Origin of the sequence: Photobacterium piscicola (assembly GCF_900166965.1) — a bacterium.
Lineage (GTDB): Bacteria > Pseudomonadota > Gammaproteobacteria > Enterobacterales > Vibrionaceae > Photobacterium > Photobacterium piscicola.
On record NZ_FUZI01000004.1, the window covers coordinates 349,625 to 364,567 of the forward strand.

Sequence of the window (14,943 nt, forward strand, 5' to 3'; positions counted from 1 at the left end):
TTTATTAGTTACCTTGTGTTAGATATGGTAATTCTTCCGTTAATCTATTTGCAATTAATATAATTAAATCAAAAATATTAGAACGAATTGGCTTAAAAGACATGAAGTTAAGATCGCTACCAAGTAGAGTTACATTATAAAACAAATATAACGCTGGAACTAAATTAATCAGAACAATAGAAATAAGTATTACATACTTTAATTTGAAATTTATATTGCCACTCAAAATAGGATATAATAACAATCCAGGGAAAGCACACATAAATAATGCAAATCGATTCGACATTGCAGGTATGTTTATAAAAACCCAAAAAAGAAGAAAGCTAATGACGCCAAAGAAAATTAGGAACAAACTATTTTTCTCTTTATTTATCTTATGTCTAAACATATATAACAAGATAAATATAATAACTATTTGACTATTATATATGATTATTTGAGATATATTTAATTTTGAAAAACTGACATTTGAGTTAATCAACTTACTTATAATATAGTGATAAAAACCAAGCTCATATGCCGTCAATAATCCGATAAATAATATTGGTGTAATTAAGTATAATACTTTTTTAAATCTTTTCGCATTTATAATAACAATTAAACTTATAGGTATTACGGCTGATGTATGAGATATAATACTAAGAAAACCATATATGATACTTTTCTTATTAAATTCAACTATCATCATAAAAACAAATAACATTGAAATCATTTGCCTTATAAAATATGAATTAGCTTGAACAAAACCATAACTGAAAAATATGCAAAAAAACAACAATAGATAAAATTCATTTGTCATTTTTTTACAAACAATCATTAAAAGAGTAAAAATTAATGCATATATTGAAACTAAAAAAGCAAATTGATTACCTTGTGTTATAAAATACACAACTTTCATTAAGATAAGAATAAAAAACTCAATACCTTTACCAAAACGTGTATAATGAAAAATATCTATAGTATTTATATTATTATATATATGAAGATATTCAGATAAATCACCAAATGGTTGTAATGTCGCATAGAAAAGAACACTAAATATAATTATAACTATTGATGCAATTTTTAGCTCTAATTTGGAAAAAAAGGGACTAAAAACACATATAGCAGCAACACCTAAAAGTGGACTTAAACTAAAAAAAACTAAGAACAATATGAATACAAAAACATCCACTTTCATCAGACTACTGCTAACATTCATGATATTACTACTTATTTATTAAATTCGCTTTTTATTAACACCAAAGAAAAGCCAAAAAATAGCCCAACTACAGAACTAATAATGATTATTAATTTATTTTTTCCATAATTAGCCTTACTAACAGATTGCTCTGACATTATTGATATTTTATAAAAATCCAACTTATTTGATATGACAACTTTATCTAAGGATTTGATATTTTCTGTTACATAAGATATTTCTGGTGATATTAAGCTCAAATCTTTTATGTTTTTTAATATCTCTAATTTTTCAGATAGCACCCTACTACCAAAATAAAAATCAGAATCATTACTTGAAGAAATAGGATTAATAAGTCCTATTTTCTCTGCAATTTTAAGATTATATTCCACATTTTTCTTTTCAATATTTATTTTTACTTTTGCTCGTTCTTCTAATCTATTAAGTTTAACAATTTCTCTTATTTTATTTTCATCTAATATATGATTTAAGGTAGTTATGATACTTTTATTAGCTACTTCTTTGCTATATTCAATATACTTATTAAGTAAATTAGATATTTGTTTTTTGTTTTCACTATTAATAATTATTTTATATTGCTCATTATTATTAATAACCTTAATTACAATTTTCTTAATCTTATCTTTTGATGATGTAGAATTTATCATATTAATAAAATCTACTTGGTTATCAGTTGACTCAATCGTTTCAATATACTCTTTAGCTATATTCTTATTGCTAAAGAGTAATTTAATTTCATTCGATGTTTTCTTATTTGTCGCTATATTATCAAGTAATATTTGTGTGTTCTTTGGAAGGAAATAATTTTTATTAATGCTAACTTCTGTTGCTGTCGTCCATAGCAACGTACTACGATAAGAATAGAAAATAGCGAATGATATAAATAGTATTGACATTATAAAAATTGTTAATCGCCCTCTCCAAAGGGTTTTAATTAACTCTGCACGACTATTATTTATACTATCGATTGTATTCATGAGGCAGATATAGATCCTTTATCCAAAAACGCTACCGCCCTTGGGATATGCTATAAACCCACAAAGCAGTTGTTCTAATTTTTAAACTTACTCATAACAACACGTTATAACATGTTGTTATGCCATTAATTTATCGCTATATTGCTGTACTAATAGCCAATCACTTGGGCTTAATTCACTTTTTGCATCCAATAAGCTTTGTTTTACTTTCTGCTGTATTTGTGCAATATCATCAATACCTTGCTGTTCACAATCAGCAGCGGCAAGTGATATATGCCCACGTAAATAGCCGCCTGCAAATAATTCATCATCCGTTGCAGTATCGATATTGTCATCAATAAGCTGTAATAGTTTATGTTCGTAATCGTGGATCATGTTCTATCCTTGCTGTTAGGCATAATCAGTTAATGGAATCGGCTTAGGAAAATCAGCAGCTGTTAATGGTGCAATACCATAAAAATCACGGAAGGCATCAGAAAGCATTTTAGCTCGTTCAGGAATACCGTTTGTTAAATAACTGATAACTTTATCGCGTACTTTTAAAGTAAAACCAACTCTATCTGGCTCACAGTTACCACTTAAATTATCGCAACTTACCTGATATTTGAACCCACAGCTGGCAGATAAAATCCACTCTATTGCTTGTGGATTAATCTCAACAACCTCAAATGCAGCTTGTACTTCAGCGCTACGTCCGTCGGGTTGATACCAATAACCATAGTCTTCCAATAACCGTCGTGCTTCACCAGCAATACACCAGTGCCCTAATTCATGCATTGCAGAGGCATAATAACCACGCGCAAAGATAATTTGATGATGAATGCGTTCCTCTGAGGCAGGAAGATAGATAGGCTCATCGCCACCTAATAATAGCTCAGTATTTAAACGTTCTAGAAATACCGAGTTAAACAAACGAATAAGATCGTTATAGTCATGATTTATATGTTTTTTCATCTAATTCTATTTAATATGTCATTATGGTTTAACGCTCAAAGTATATAGGTTTTCATAACCAAGCGCGACTTATCACTACCTTTTATGCGGTATAGTCATTATTTTTATAAATACTATAAATATTATTTTTACATGAGCTCAATTCATCTCTAAATTAATTCTTTTCATTAGAAGTTGAGAACCGTCACTATTACAATGCCCTATCTTCATGATTAACAACGGCCATCACAGTTATTATGCTACTTTCTATCTTATACATTATCGGTATTACTGCAGAAGCAATGACGGGCGCACTCGCCGCGGGTAAACGTCACATGGATTGGTTCGGTGTTATGTTAGTCGCAAGTGCTACCGCTATCGGTGGTGGTACTGTAAGAGATATTTTACTCGGTCATTACCCTTTAGGCTGGGTCGCACACCCACAGTATTTAGTCATTACTTGTCTTGCAGGCTTATTAACAACTGTTTTAGGCAAATGGGTAGTACGTTTTCACAAGATTTTCATCATTCTTGATGCCATTGGCTTAATTGTATTTAGTATTATCGGCTGCCAAGTGGCGATCACGATGGGCTTATCACCAATTATCTGTGTTGTCGCTGCGGTAGTAACGGGGGTTTTTGGTGGCTTACTTCGCGATATGATCACTCGTCGCAAACCAATGGTATTACATAAAGAGCTTTATGCGTCAGTCTCTTTTCTTGCGGGTATTATGTATGTCACCATGTTGCACTTTAACGTACCAGCAGACATTACAACGTTGACAACACTAGTCGTCGGTTTTGGTTTACGTATGGCGGCAGTGTTCTTTAGCTGGAGCTTACCTGTATTTAAGTTCGAAGAAGCGTAAAGCAGGGAAAGCAGGGAAAGCAGGGAAAGCAGGGAAAGCAGGGAAAGCAGGGAAAGCAGGGAAAGCAGGGAAAGCAGGGAAAGCAGGGAAAGCAGGGAAAGCAGGGAAAGTGTATTTTAGTTATTGAATAAAAACAACAATAACTAAAAATCAGCCACAAATTCTCATTATTCTATTCTTTCCTGATTCCCTAGATCCTCGAACCTCGTTCCTAAAAACCTAAATCCTAAAAACCTCGTCCCTTGCTTCCCCTCGAAACCTCTATCTATATCTTCGGCGTTGTTGTGACAACATCTGCATTTTGACCACGATTACGTAGCAAGTGATCCATGAGAGTGATTGCTAACATTGCTTCAGCAATCGGCACCGCACGAATACCTACACATGGATCATGACGACCTTTAGTGATAACTTCGGCTGACTCACCCTGCTTAGTGATTGTTTCACCTGGAATGCTGATACTTGAGGTCGGTTTTAGAGCAATATGCGCAATAACATCTTGTCCTGATGAGATACCACCAAGAATGCCACCAGCATGGTTAGTTTTAAACCCTTGTAATGTCATGGCATCACGGTGCTCACTGCCCCGTTGTTCAACCACATCAAAACCATCACCAATTTCCACCCCTTTAACGGCATTAATACTCATTAATGAGTGGGCAATATCTGCATCTAAGCGATCAAATACTGGTTCACCTAAACCTACTGGCACATTACGAGCAACCACGGTAATTTTAGCGCCAATCGAATCACCATCTTTTTTAAGGTGACGGATCAGTTCATCAAAGGCATCAACTTTATCTACATCAGGGCAGAAAAAGGCATTTTGTTCTATTTGTTGCCAATCAACCTTCTCTATTTTTACATCACCCATCTGGGATAAGTAAGCACATACTTCTATACCATGCACTTGTTTAAGGTATTTCTTAGCAACAGCACCCGCAGCAACTCGCATTGCTGTTTCACGTGCAGATGAACGACCACCACCACGGTAATCACGTACACCATATTTTTGATGATAAGTGTAATCAGCGTGACCGGGACGAAATAAATCTTGAATATTAGAGTAATCTTTTGAGCGTTGATCGGTATTTTCAATTAATAAGCCAATTGAGGTACCTGTAGTTTGACCTTCAAAGACGCCGGATAAAATTTTAACTTCATCCGCTTCACGACGTTGAGTGGTGTATTTTGAGGTGCCAGGACGACGACGATCAAGATCGTGTTGCATGTCTGCTTCGGTGAGCGCTAATCCTGGTGGGCAACCATCAATAATACATCCTAATGCTACCCCATGACTTTCGCCAAAGGTGGTAACGCGAAACAATTGTCCTATGGTATTTCCGGCCATGACTTCCCCTGTGAGGTATCTATGCTTACATGCATTTTTAATTATGGTGATTAATACATACTGCAAAGATGTGATTTGAAAAGCAAGGAATAAAGTAGGGGCGAGGAAGTGCAGTGGCGAGTAGCGAGATCATTAGTAACGAGTTTCGAGAATGACTTAGCCCAATATCCGGGATCTACTCAATGCGCGCTTAAGCCTCAAAGACACAGTAAATAGATTAAATCCACAACGCGCGAACAATAGATTCCCTATCTCGTTCGTAACCTCACTGTAGGGAATGACGGGATTTTGGTTTGGCATTCACTCAGCCCTATATCCGTCATCCCGGAAGTTGAGGCACGAAACTATCCGGGATCTACTCACCACAAGCTTGAGCCTTAAAGACACAGTGAATATATTAACTCTACAACGCGCGAACAATAGATTCCCTATCTCGTTCGTAACCTCACTGTAGGGAATGACGGGATTTTGGTTTGGCATTCACTCAGCCCTATATCCGTCATCCCGGAAATTGAGGCACGAAACTATCCGGGATCTACTTAACGCGTGCTTGAGCCTCAGGAACAAAAAAAAGCGATAGGCTTGCACCCATCGCTTAATCTCGTATCTTTAAAACTCGATACTCAAAACCCCTACGCTACCACTAACACTTTATCCGCTTTTGCTTTACGGAATTTCTTCAGTGATACCGCAACCAGTGCTGTAACTACCATACCTGTTGCCATACATACTAAAGCAAGCAATGGTTTATTCATCGCACCTAGTAATGCAACCACTGGACCACCGTGAGCTACGCTATTAGTGATACCAAACGAGAATGCCATTACCGCGGCAACCATGCTGCCTAATACGTTTGCTGGAATAACTGAGATTGGATCTTGCGCTGCAAATGGAATCGCACCTTCAGAGATACCGACCAAGCCCATTGCACCCGCCGCTTTACCCGCTTCAATTTCTGATTGCTCAAAGATATTGAGTTTACGACCAATTATCGTTGCTAGACCCATACCCAACGGTGCTACAGGAATCGCACATGCCATCGCACCCATAAATTGTGTTTGGCCATTGGCGATCATGCCAACAGAGAACAAGAATGCCACTTTGTTAAATGGACCGCCCATGTCAAAGCCAGCCATACCACCTAATACAATACCCAGTAAGATTACGTTACCTGTACTCATTTCAGTTAGTACGGTGTTCATGGTATGCATTAGACCTGCAATTGGCGCACCAATAACAAAGATAAACGCACTTGCAATGAATAATGTACCTGTAATCGGTGCAATAAGAATTGGCACTAAGGGTTGTAATAACTTGTGGTATTTACGTGTTGCAACCCAACGTACAAAGTAACCCACTAATAGACCTGCAATGATGGCACCGATAAAACCTGTACCTGCATCTGCACCATAAAATGAGCCGTTATTCGCAATCCAGCCACCAATGAAACCCGGTGCTAATGCAGGACGATCACCAATCGCATACGCTATGTAACCTGCAAGCACTGGAATCATTAATGTAAAGGCGACCACACCGACATCAAGTACTTTTTGCCACATACTACCGACAGGGATCTGCATTCCCGCATCCGTTGGCTGTCCACCAATCGCTAATGCCAACGCAATTAACAAACCACCAGTAACAACAAACGGGATCATGTGTGATACGCCGTTCATTAAGAAACGGTATAAATCAGAACGGGCTTTAGAAACTTTACTTTCACCGTCATCTAAGCCATCGCCATTAGCATCAAATGGTTTCGCAACTAATGCTTGTTGAATAACGCCTTTACCATCTTTAATCGGGGCTTTTACGCCAGTCTTAATTAATTTCTTACCCGCAAAACGATCCATATCGACTTGCTTATCACAACTAACAATGATCGCTTCTGCACGGGCAATTTCTTCAGCGGTTGGTGAATTTTTAACACCAATAGAGCCGTTAGTTTCAACTTTGATTTCGTAACCTAATTCAGCCGCCGCTTTTTCTAATGCTTCTGCTGCAAGGTAAGTATGCGCAACGCCAGCTGGACAGCCAGTCACCCCAATCAATAAGCCTTTATCTTGTGGTAATGTTGCTACCGCTTGTTTTTCAGCAAGCAACAATGCCAATGCATCAGCCGGTGTTTTAGCGGCTAGGAAGGCGTCAATAAAACCATCTTCAATCAATTTTGATGACAACTCAGCCAATACTTCAATATGGTGATTATCACCACCATCAGGAGAAGCAATCATGAAAAATAGTTTTGATGGCAAACCGTCTTCTGCACCGTATTCAATACCTGTACGGCTAACACCAATCGCAACCGCAGGTTTAATAACGGCCGCACTCTTAGCGTGTGGTAGCGCAACACCGTCTTCAAAACCTGTGTTACCTAATTCTTCACGTGCTTGAATGTCTGCTAAAAATTGGGTTTTATCCGCAACGCGACCTTGTTGAACTAAAATATCTGCCATTTCAGCAAACACTTCATCTTTAGTGGTCGCTTTAAGGTTGATGTTAATCAACTGCTCATTGATGAGGGTGGTAATCATATTCTATCCCCGATAATTTTATTATGGGCTCGATGACATTGTATTGGTCATCAGCATGGCAATATTGTCGGTTTTTTAATGGGGATAAAGTAGAGTACAAAACAGGCTTTAACTGGAAATTTGTAACATTAAACTATCAGTGTGAGCTATCACTCATAATTTTCACCATATATAAAACAAGTTGAACTGCATTTAAAAATTAATTATTTCAATTACTTAAATTTATTATTCTGTGTGGATATTTCAAAAAATGATTATCAAATTATTTTTATAACTATCTAAATGAGGCTTTACTTAGTGTGGATATTGGATTTTTTAGTGCGATAGATCACAGAAGGAAGGGCTAGGAAAAGAAGGACAAGCAAAAAGCAGGTTTAAGGGACGAGGTTTCAAGAGGCGAGGAAAAGCAGTAGCGAGTGGCGAGAATAATCCAGCCCATTATTCACATCTCGAAAGTTGAAGTACGATACTATCCGGGATCTACTCATCACGAGCTTGAGCCATAAAGACATCAGTGGAAACTAGGTAAAAACGAGGTTTTGAGCGGCGAGGAAAAGCAGTGGCGAGTAGCGAGAATAACCCAGCCCATTATTCACATCTCGAAAGTTGAAGTACGATACTATCCGGGATCTACTCACCACGAGCTTGAGCCATAAAGACACCAGTGGAAATAAGGTAAAAACGAGGTTTTGAGGGGCGAGGAACAGCAAGAGCAGTGTGCGGATAGTAGATTCCCTATCTCGTTCGTAACCTCACTATAGGGAATGACGGGGTTTATTACTCACATCCCGGAAGCTAAGGCACGAAGTTATCCGAGATCTACTTAACGCGAGCTTGAGCCTTAAAGAAACCTGTGAATTCAATAATTATAACCATTAAATCAAACGCCAATAATATATCTTGAATTATATCCAAGTACTTTTTTCATACAAACACAAAACAATAGAGATAACGATATACTGATTAAAGAATAAAAAATAGATATTGGAATAATTAAAAATGTTGACGTGAAAAATATATCATAATACTTTTCCATTAATAATTTATTTAATAAATCATTAATAAAGAAGTGAACAAAAAATAAGGCAAAACTATATTTTGCAAACACATTAAGGATATTAATATCTATATGATCTATTCTTTTAAAGAAAACGATAAAAAATAACAAGATAGCTATTTTTTGAATGTAATGAAAAGATTCATAAAGATTAAAAAATAAAAATTTAGGATCAAACAACATTACGATAACAATCAAACCCGTTGATATTATTATTGCAGCAATTAATAATAAAAAACGTTCTTCAATTAAGATTATAAAGCGATCATAATTTGCTGCACATAGTATACCTAAAATATAAATTGGAAAAAAATAAACATATTGGCCTAATGATATTATCGTTCCAGTTCTTGTTCCAATTAACGGTAATATCAACAAGATAGGTAAGGTTAACAGTAATGTTTTATTAGGTATTTTTAATAGCATGGGGCTAATTAAAAATATAGTCACAATAAAAGGTATATACCAATATTGAACTTGTGCCTCCCCCAGAAAAATGTATCTAAAAAACGTTAACAAAGAAAAATTAATTTCACCAATATATATATTAAAAATGAATATAGTAGAGCTTAAAACTATATACGGTAACAATATATTTTTAAACTTTGTTTTGTAATACTTTAAAGGAGATGCAAAGGATAAATATTTAAGAAAAAACCCAGATATAAAAATAAAATAAATAGAACTATCATGAAATAATATTTCTTTTGTTACATTTATAATCTTTGGATATATAGAATCATTTTCAACATACAACGTTGGAATTGTCCATATATGAACAATTATAATATTTAAGATAGCAAAGCCTCTTAAATAATTCATGTTTTTTAAAAAAATTTTTTTTGTCATCGTTATTACTTAGTAAAGAATATTGTCTTAATGCGATCTTATTTAAGATTTGAGTGTTGACAGATATATTTATAAAATAAAAAAGTGATTAATCAACACTACATAGTGCATTAACGGTGTAGGTTTAGGTTTAGGTTTATTTAGTAATGCTATGTTTCTAACAGCAACTAATGATTTTCAAGTAGATTATACATTTCCTTGTTTATGTCCTGTCATTTATTTGTAATTTCGAAGTTAATTTATAAAATTACATAGGGGTATTTTATCTAACCATCCCGCAGCGCGCGGACAGTAGATTCCCTATCTCATTCGTAACCTCACTGTAGGGAATGACGGGGCTATAAAAAAAGCGACAGGCTTTCACCCATCGCTTAATCCATTATCCTGAGAACTAGAGACTCACAACCTCGTCCCTGCTCTTCCCTATAACCCTTTAGTTATACGCACGCGCAAACATACCATCACAATGCGCTGAATATGCCTTTGCATAAGCAGGAATAAACACTGACTGGCCTTTTTCAAGCGTCAATGTTTCACCATTTTGATGCGTCACTGTTAGCGGTGCATCAATCGCAAATAAAATTTCAGCACTGGTATTTTGTAATGCAATATCATTAACTTGCTTATAAACGCTAAATTTAAAATCAGGCACTGGGATCTGATAATCTAAACCACCAGCAACCATTGTTGGCGCCAGTAATAATTCATTCGCCGCCATGCTCTTAAATTCTGTATTCGCGACTAACTCTGGTACATCCATAAATTTCGGCGTCAAACCTGCACGTAGCACATTGTCTGAGTTAGCCATGATCTCAAGGCCAGTTCCTTTAATGTAGGCATGTGGAGTACATGCGCTTAGGAACATCGCCTCGCCTGGTTGTAATGTTAATACATTCAACATTAATGGAACAAACAGACCGATATCACCAGGGTATTGCTCAGATAAATCAATCAATAACGCAAATAATGGCTGATCTTTATGTTCATGACAGAACACTAAAAGTCCATTAACAGCAGACTCTTTACGCTCACCTTCAAGCGATAGCATCGCTTCAAAGAAATCTCGTAAACCTGCATCCGTTTGATTAGCTGCAAAAGTATTAACCAGATCACTGATCACATCGAGATTGATTGTGGTAAATAATTCAACGATTTCAGCTAACTCACGAAAACCATTCATTGCTTGATAAGGTGTTAACGCAAACACTAGCTCAGGTTTATGGTTAGGATCTTTGTAGTTACGGTTAGCGGCATTACGCGCAATACCGATTTTTTCTTCTTTTGCATAGCCTATTTCAGCTTGATGCTTACTTGGGTGAACTTGCACTGATAACGCTTTTTCAGCTGCTAACACTTTAAATAAGTATGGTAACTCAGCAAATTTAGCTTGAGTTTCTGCACCAATAATTGCGTCAGGATCGGTGGCAATAAAATCAGCTAAGCGTACTGCTTCACCATTAACCGTGATCACTGAGCAACCATTAGCATGGGCACCCATCCACATTTCAGCTTGTGGCTTTTGATCTAGATTTGGAATAGCAAACAGTTGCTCAATTGATGTTACACTGCCCCAAGCATAATCTTGGATCACGTTATCCATCTTAAAAAAGACAGTGCGGGTAGAGTCAGTCATTGTCAGGTCCTATTCTTATTATTGCTCACGATATTTATGGTATGGCATCAACCATTATTATTGACGCCATACACTAACTGACAGCACTATAACAAAACTTAATCGGTTTATTCAGCACAAACTAATAATCCTGCTACCACCATTCCAAACATGAAGTGAATACCATGGATAATGTTTTCTTTAATTTAATTGATTCTGTGTTGACGGAACGGGAAAGTTTTAATCGAATTTGGTTTGCTGGCGGTAAAACTCAACCACCACAATTTAGCTATCAGGTAAATTTTCCACGCCTCGAATTGGTACTAAAAGGCGAATATATTAACCAACTCGATGATGGTGATAATGGCATCTGTCAGATTAGTCTAATGGGGGGTGATGCGATCTATATTCCACCCAACAGTTGGAACCAACCAAGCTGGAATACTGAATGTTCGGTGTTGAGCCTGCTGTTTGGTAAGCGTCAATTGGGCTTTAGTCTGGTCAGTAAAACCAAGGATAGCCCCAAGTTTTATGATGTTCAAAAACACTCGATTCAAGCATGGACAGGACACGCAGTTGATCCCATTTTAACAGCACTGAATATGTTAGCGACAGAACACCAACAGCAGCCAATGGATGAGCATTTATTACAAGCTTTACTCAGCTACACCCAAAATATGCTCCATGTTCCATTGCACCAATCAAAAAATCGTACTGAAGATCTGTATCAAGGGATCTGTATTTATATTCAAGAAAATTTTCACCGCGCCATTAGCCGTGACACAATTGCCAATCGATTTAACATTACACCCAATCACCTATCGCGTTTATTTCGTCAACAAGGTCATATGCGACTCGCAGATTATATTTGTTGGGTACGAATTGAACGTGCCAAATTTATGTTACGCCAATACCCGTTTCGATTAACTGAAATTGCTAGCCGCTGCGGGTTTGTCGATGTGAATTATTTTTGTCGTGTTTTTAAAAATAAAACCGGCCGTACGCCATCGGAATATCGAGGTGTCACCTAACGTTGCTATCTTAACGCTTCAATAATTAATGCTTTTAGTTCTTGAGGCTGTTGGGCTAATGTTAGTGCAGTACAATAATCTTCGTTTAATAAACATTTTGAAAACTGCGCAAAGGCCATGATCACGACTTTCTGAGGAGGCTTGGGCAAGATCATCGCAACCGCACGGCTAATATTACCCCGTGACGATCCCCAATCAATAGCCTGAGGGTGACACACTATCGCCATTGCTGGTTTTGCGATCATTTCATGCATCACATGTGGCAAGGCAATACCCGGCCCCATAACAGTGGCAGAAACATTTTCTCGAGCCAATAGTGCTTGTTTTAATGCGGGCTGTTGTTCAGAAGTGATCGCCTGTTGTGCCACCAGCATCTGGCTTAATTGCGTAATGGTGTCTATTTTATGATTCTCACCGCCATCAGCCCAACCAATACTGGTTAATGGCAAACTGATCTTAAATGGCACGGATGGAGTGTATTGTGTCAGCGATAGTGCATATTGAGCAATAAAATCAGTTAACACTAAATTCGCTAATTCAGCATCGCTACCATTAATAATTAATTGGCATAACGCATGGGGTTTATTCGCTAACGATAGCATTTTTAATGGCTGTGATACTGGCGCGCGCGTCAATTGACTCACATTAAATAATTCAACCTGTGATTGAAAATAACCCGTCAGTTTTTTTAGCTGATTAAGTTGGTAAGAAGGCAAACCTGCTGCACCACAATAAAAGGTGATCCGTCGCTCTAACATCCGTTATCCCTGCCGTGTTATGACCTGTTTTATTAGCATGAAAATTATTGACACAATTGCTGGCAACGCTCAATCACTGCGGTTGCATCAACTAAGACTTCTTCTATCGTCACACAATGAATGCGGCTACCGGTAAAACGCGCCCGTTGTTCAACTTCAATATCCGAAGCAATTAAAACAATATTTGCAGCTGCGATATCTTTGGCGGTTAAAAAGTTCTCAATCCCCATTGCACCTTGGGTTTCGACTTGAATCTTGATTCCCATCTGATGCGCAGTTTTGTTAAGTACATCCGCAGCCATATAGGTGTGTGCGATACCCGTTGGACAGGCTGTTACCGCGACAATTTTCATTTTTAATCCTTAAGTAAATAGTGGGGAGGTTTCGAGGGGCGAGGAAAGAGCAGTGGCGAGTGGCGAGTGGCGAGTGGCGAGTGGCGAGTGGCGAAAAATAATGTTCAAAAAAACGAGGAAAGTTAAGCGGTTATTATTGGCTTCACTTTTCCTCGTTTCTGTTTTATTTCAAGCTCTACGCTCTTCCTCGATACTCGAAACCTCGTCCCTGCTCTTCCCTATCTTCTACTCTTCACGCTTTGATTTCCACTTCTTAATACCATTGCTCTTACCGCCAAAACTTGGCTTAGTATCACGGCTTGGCGCAGAAGTACGTGCTGGACGATCATCATTATTACGGCGAGGGGCATCAGTACGACCGCCACGGCTTTCATTACGACTATGACGATCTTCGTTGGTGCGGCTGCTACGGTTAGCGCCATCAGGACGACGATTAAACTCACCTGTACCACGGTAAGTTTTAAACTGCTTCTCAGCGGCATGTTTTTCATTACGTGCTTCTTGCGCACGGTGATCATACAACTTCGCATCTGTTGCTTTAGCAATCGTACGGCCTTCAGCATCGGTTTTTGATGCTTCTTCAGTACCGCTTGATTGTGAAATTAACTGTTGAATTTCAGTAATTTCAGCTTCAGTTAAATAACGCCATTTACCGTTTGGTAAGCCATCAATAGTGATGTTCATGATACGTACGCGACGAAGTTTATACACTTCATAACCTAACGCTTCACACATACGACGAATTTGACGGTTTAAGCCTTGTGTTAAAACGATACGGAATGAGAAATTCGTTTCTTTAGTCACTTTACATGGCAAAGTAACTGTATCTAGAATCTCAACCCCTGATGACATTTTTTCAATAAATTCAGGCGTGATCGGTTGGTCAACACGAACAACGTATTCTTTCTCATGCGAGTTACCCGCACGCAGAATTTTATTAACGATATCACCGTCATTGGTTAAGAAAATAAGACCATCAGACGGCTTATCTAAACGACCAATAGGGAAAATACGCTTACGGTGACCAATAAAGTCAATCACGTTACCTTCAATATGGCGCTCGGTAGTACAGGTGATACCTGTTGGCTTATTAAGTGCAATATAGATTGGGCGTTCTTTACTACGTAGTGGTTTATCATCAACCAATACTTCGTCTTTATCCATTACACGCATACCCATTTCAGGCGCAGTGCCATTGATGGTTACACGTCCCTGATCAATCAGCTTGTCCGCCTCACGGCGTGAGCAATAGCCAGTATCACTGATAAATTTATTAAGTCGAACCCCTTTCGGGCTCTGTTGGTCAGTAGAATGTTGTGACATGTTTTTCTTCTATAAAGGGCTTTAGGTCGATCAGGGCAATAAACCACTTAATTGTAGTTTACTTGCTCGATAGTTGTTATGAGGAGGAGTTTAAC

The 14,943-nt window shown here is 37.6% G+C and carries 13 protein-coding genes; 2 read left to right on the top strand and 11 right to left on the bottom strand.

Features of this window, described 5'->3' with window-relative positions; all coding sequences use genetic code 11:
* Nucleotides 1–4: 4 nt before the first annotated feature.
* The 4 genes from CZ809_RS12945 to CZ809_RS12960 form a co-directional block, all read right to left on the bottom strand.
* Nucleotides 5–1,180, bottom strand: coding sequence for an EpsG family protein (locus CZ809_RS12945; protein ID WP_159447953.1), 1,176 nt, complete (start codon nt 1,178–1,180; stop codon nt 5–7).
* Between the two features lie 32 nt (nt 1,181–1,212).
* Nucleotides 1,213–2,178, bottom strand: a complete 966-nt coding sequence (locus tag CZ809_RS12950) for a Wzz/FepE/Etk N-terminal domain-containing protein (protein ID WP_080158048.1) — start codon at nt 2,176–2,178, stop codon at nt 1,213–1,215.
* 117 nt (nt 2,179–2,295) lie between these two features.
* Entirely contained in the window at nt 2,296–2,553 is a 258-nt protein-coding gene (locus CZ809_RS12955; protein ID WP_080158049.1) for a YfcL family protein, read from the bottom strand.
* Nucleotides 2,554–2,568: 15 nt separating this feature from the next.
* A complete protein-coding gene (locus CZ809_RS12960; RefSeq protein ID WP_080158167.1) occupies nt 2,569–3,120 on the bottom strand; it encodes an elongation factor P hydroxylase in 552 nt (183 codons plus the stop codon).
* 248 nt (nt 3,121–3,368) lie between these two features.
* On the opposite strand from CZ809_RS12960, the gene CZ809_RS12965 reads away from it, so the two are divergent.
* A complete protein-coding gene (locus CZ809_RS12965) occupies nt 3,369–3,980 on the top strand; it encodes a trimeric intracellular cation channel family protein (RefSeq protein WP_080158050.1) in 612 nt (203 codons plus the stop codon).
* 265 nt (nt 3,981–4,245) lie between these two features.
* Here the strand turns inward: CZ809_RS12965 and aroC are convergent, their stop codons facing one another.
* From aroC to manA, 4 genes are all read right to left on the bottom strand, one after another.
* Nucleotides 4,246–5,331, bottom strand: coding sequence for a chorismate synthase (gene aroC / locus CZ809_RS12975; protein WP_080158051.1), 1,086 nt, complete (start codon nt 5,329–5,331; stop codon nt 4,246–4,248).
* A 632-nt stretch (nt 5,332–5,963) separates the two neighbouring features.
* Nucleotides 5,964–7,865, bottom strand: coding sequence for a PTS fructose transporter subunit IIABC (locus CZ809_RS12980; protein WP_080158052.1), 1,902 nt, complete (start codon nt 7,863–7,865; stop codon nt 5,964–5,966).
* An 880-nt stretch (nt 7,866–8,745) separates the two neighbouring features.
* Nucleotides 8,746–9,771, bottom strand: a complete 1,026-nt coding sequence (locus CZ809_RS12985; RefSeq protein ID WP_080158053.1) for an acyltransferase family protein — start codon at nt 9,769–9,771, stop codon at nt 8,746–8,748.
* A gap of 433 nt (nt 9,772–10,204) precedes the next feature.
* Nucleotides 10,205–11,404: a mannose-6-phosphate isomerase, class I gene (gene manA, locus CZ809_RS12990; protein WP_080158054.1), complete on the bottom strand. Its 1,200-nt coding sequence runs from the start codon at nt 11,402–11,404 to the stop codon at nt 10,205–10,207.
* A 164-nt stretch (nt 11,405–11,568) separates the two neighbouring features.
* Between manA and CZ809_RS12995 the strand changes: the two genes are divergently transcribed.
* Nucleotides 11,569–12,414, top strand: coding sequence for a helix-turn-helix transcriptional regulator (locus CZ809_RS12995; RefSeq protein WP_080158055.1), 846 nt, complete (start codon nt 11,569–11,571; stop codon nt 12,412–12,414).
* Between the two features lie 5 nt (nt 12,415–12,419).
* On the opposite strand, the gene CZ809_RS13000 is transcribed toward CZ809_RS12995, so the two are convergent.
* The 3 genes from CZ809_RS13000 to rluF form a co-directional block, all read right to left on the bottom strand.
* On the bottom strand, nt 12,420–13,172 hold the full coding sequence (locus tag CZ809_RS13000) for a PTS sugar transporter subunit IIA (protein WP_080158056.1): 753 nt from the start codon (nt 13,170–13,172) through the stop codon (nt 12,420–12,422).
* Between the two features lie 44 nt (nt 13,173–13,216).
* On the bottom strand, nt 13,217–13,525 hold the full coding sequence (locus CZ809_RS13005; protein WP_080158057.1) for a PTS fructose transporter subunit IIB: 309 nt from the start codon (nt 13,523–13,525) through the stop codon (nt 13,217–13,219).
* A 225-nt stretch (nt 13,526–13,750) separates the two neighbouring features.
* Nucleotides 13,751–14,848 (bottom strand): 23S rRNA pseudouridine(2604) synthase RluF, encoded by a 1,098-nt coding sequence (rluF, locus tag CZ809_RS13010; protein WP_080158058.1) that lies wholly within the window; start codon nt 14,846–14,848, stop codon nt 13,751–13,753.
* Nucleotides 14,849–14,943 lie beyond the last annotated feature (95 nt).

Excerpts from the sequence above, each read along its gene's own strand:
- CZ809_RS12985 (WP_080158053.1), bottom strand. The coding sequence starts at position 9,771 with ATGACAAAAAAAATTTTTTTAAAAAACATGAATTATTTAAGAGGCTTT.
- aroC (WP_080158051.1), bottom strand. The coding sequence starts at position 5,331 with ATGGCCGGAAATACCATAGGACAATTGTTTCGCGTTACCACCTTTGGC.
- manA (WP_080158054.1), bottom strand. The coding sequence starts at position 11,404 with ATGACTGACTCTACCCGCACTGTCTTTTTTAAGATGGATAACGTGATC.
- CZ809_RS13005 (WP_080158057.1), bottom strand. The coding sequence starts at position 13,525 with ATGAAAATTGTCGCGGTAACAGCCTGTCCAACGGGTATCGCACACACC.
- CZ809_RS12965 (WP_080158050.1), top strand. The coding sequence starts at position 3,369 with ATGCTACTTTCTATCTTATACATTATCGGTATTACTGCAGAAGCAATG.
- CZ809_RS12955 (WP_080158049.1), bottom strand. The coding sequence starts at position 2,553 with ATGATCCACGATTACGAACATAAACTATTACAGCTTATTGATGACAAT.
- CZ809_RS12980 (WP_080158052.1), bottom strand. The coding sequence starts at position 7,865 with ATGATTACCACCCTCATCAATGAGCAGTTGATTAACATCAACCTTAAA.
- CZ809_RS12950 (WP_080158048.1), bottom strand. The coding sequence starts at position 2,178 with ATGAATACAATCGATAGTATAAATAATAGTCGTGCAGAGTTAATTAAA.
- CZ809_RS13000 (WP_080158056.1), bottom strand. The coding sequence starts at position 13,172 with ATGTTAGAGCGACGGATCACCTTTTATTGTGGTGCAGCAGGTTTGCCT.
- CZ809_RS12995 (WP_080158055.1), top strand. The coding sequence starts at position 11,569 with ATGGATAATGTTTTCTTTAATTTAATTGATTCTGTGTTGACGGAACGG.
- CZ809_RS12945 (WP_159447953.1), bottom strand. The coding sequence starts at position 1,180 with ATGAAAGTGGATGTTTTTGTATTCATATTGTTCTTAGTTTTTTTTAGT.
- rluF (WP_080158058.1), bottom strand. The coding sequence starts at position 14,848 with ATGTCACAACATTCTACTGACCAACAGAGCCCGAAAGGGGTTCGACTT.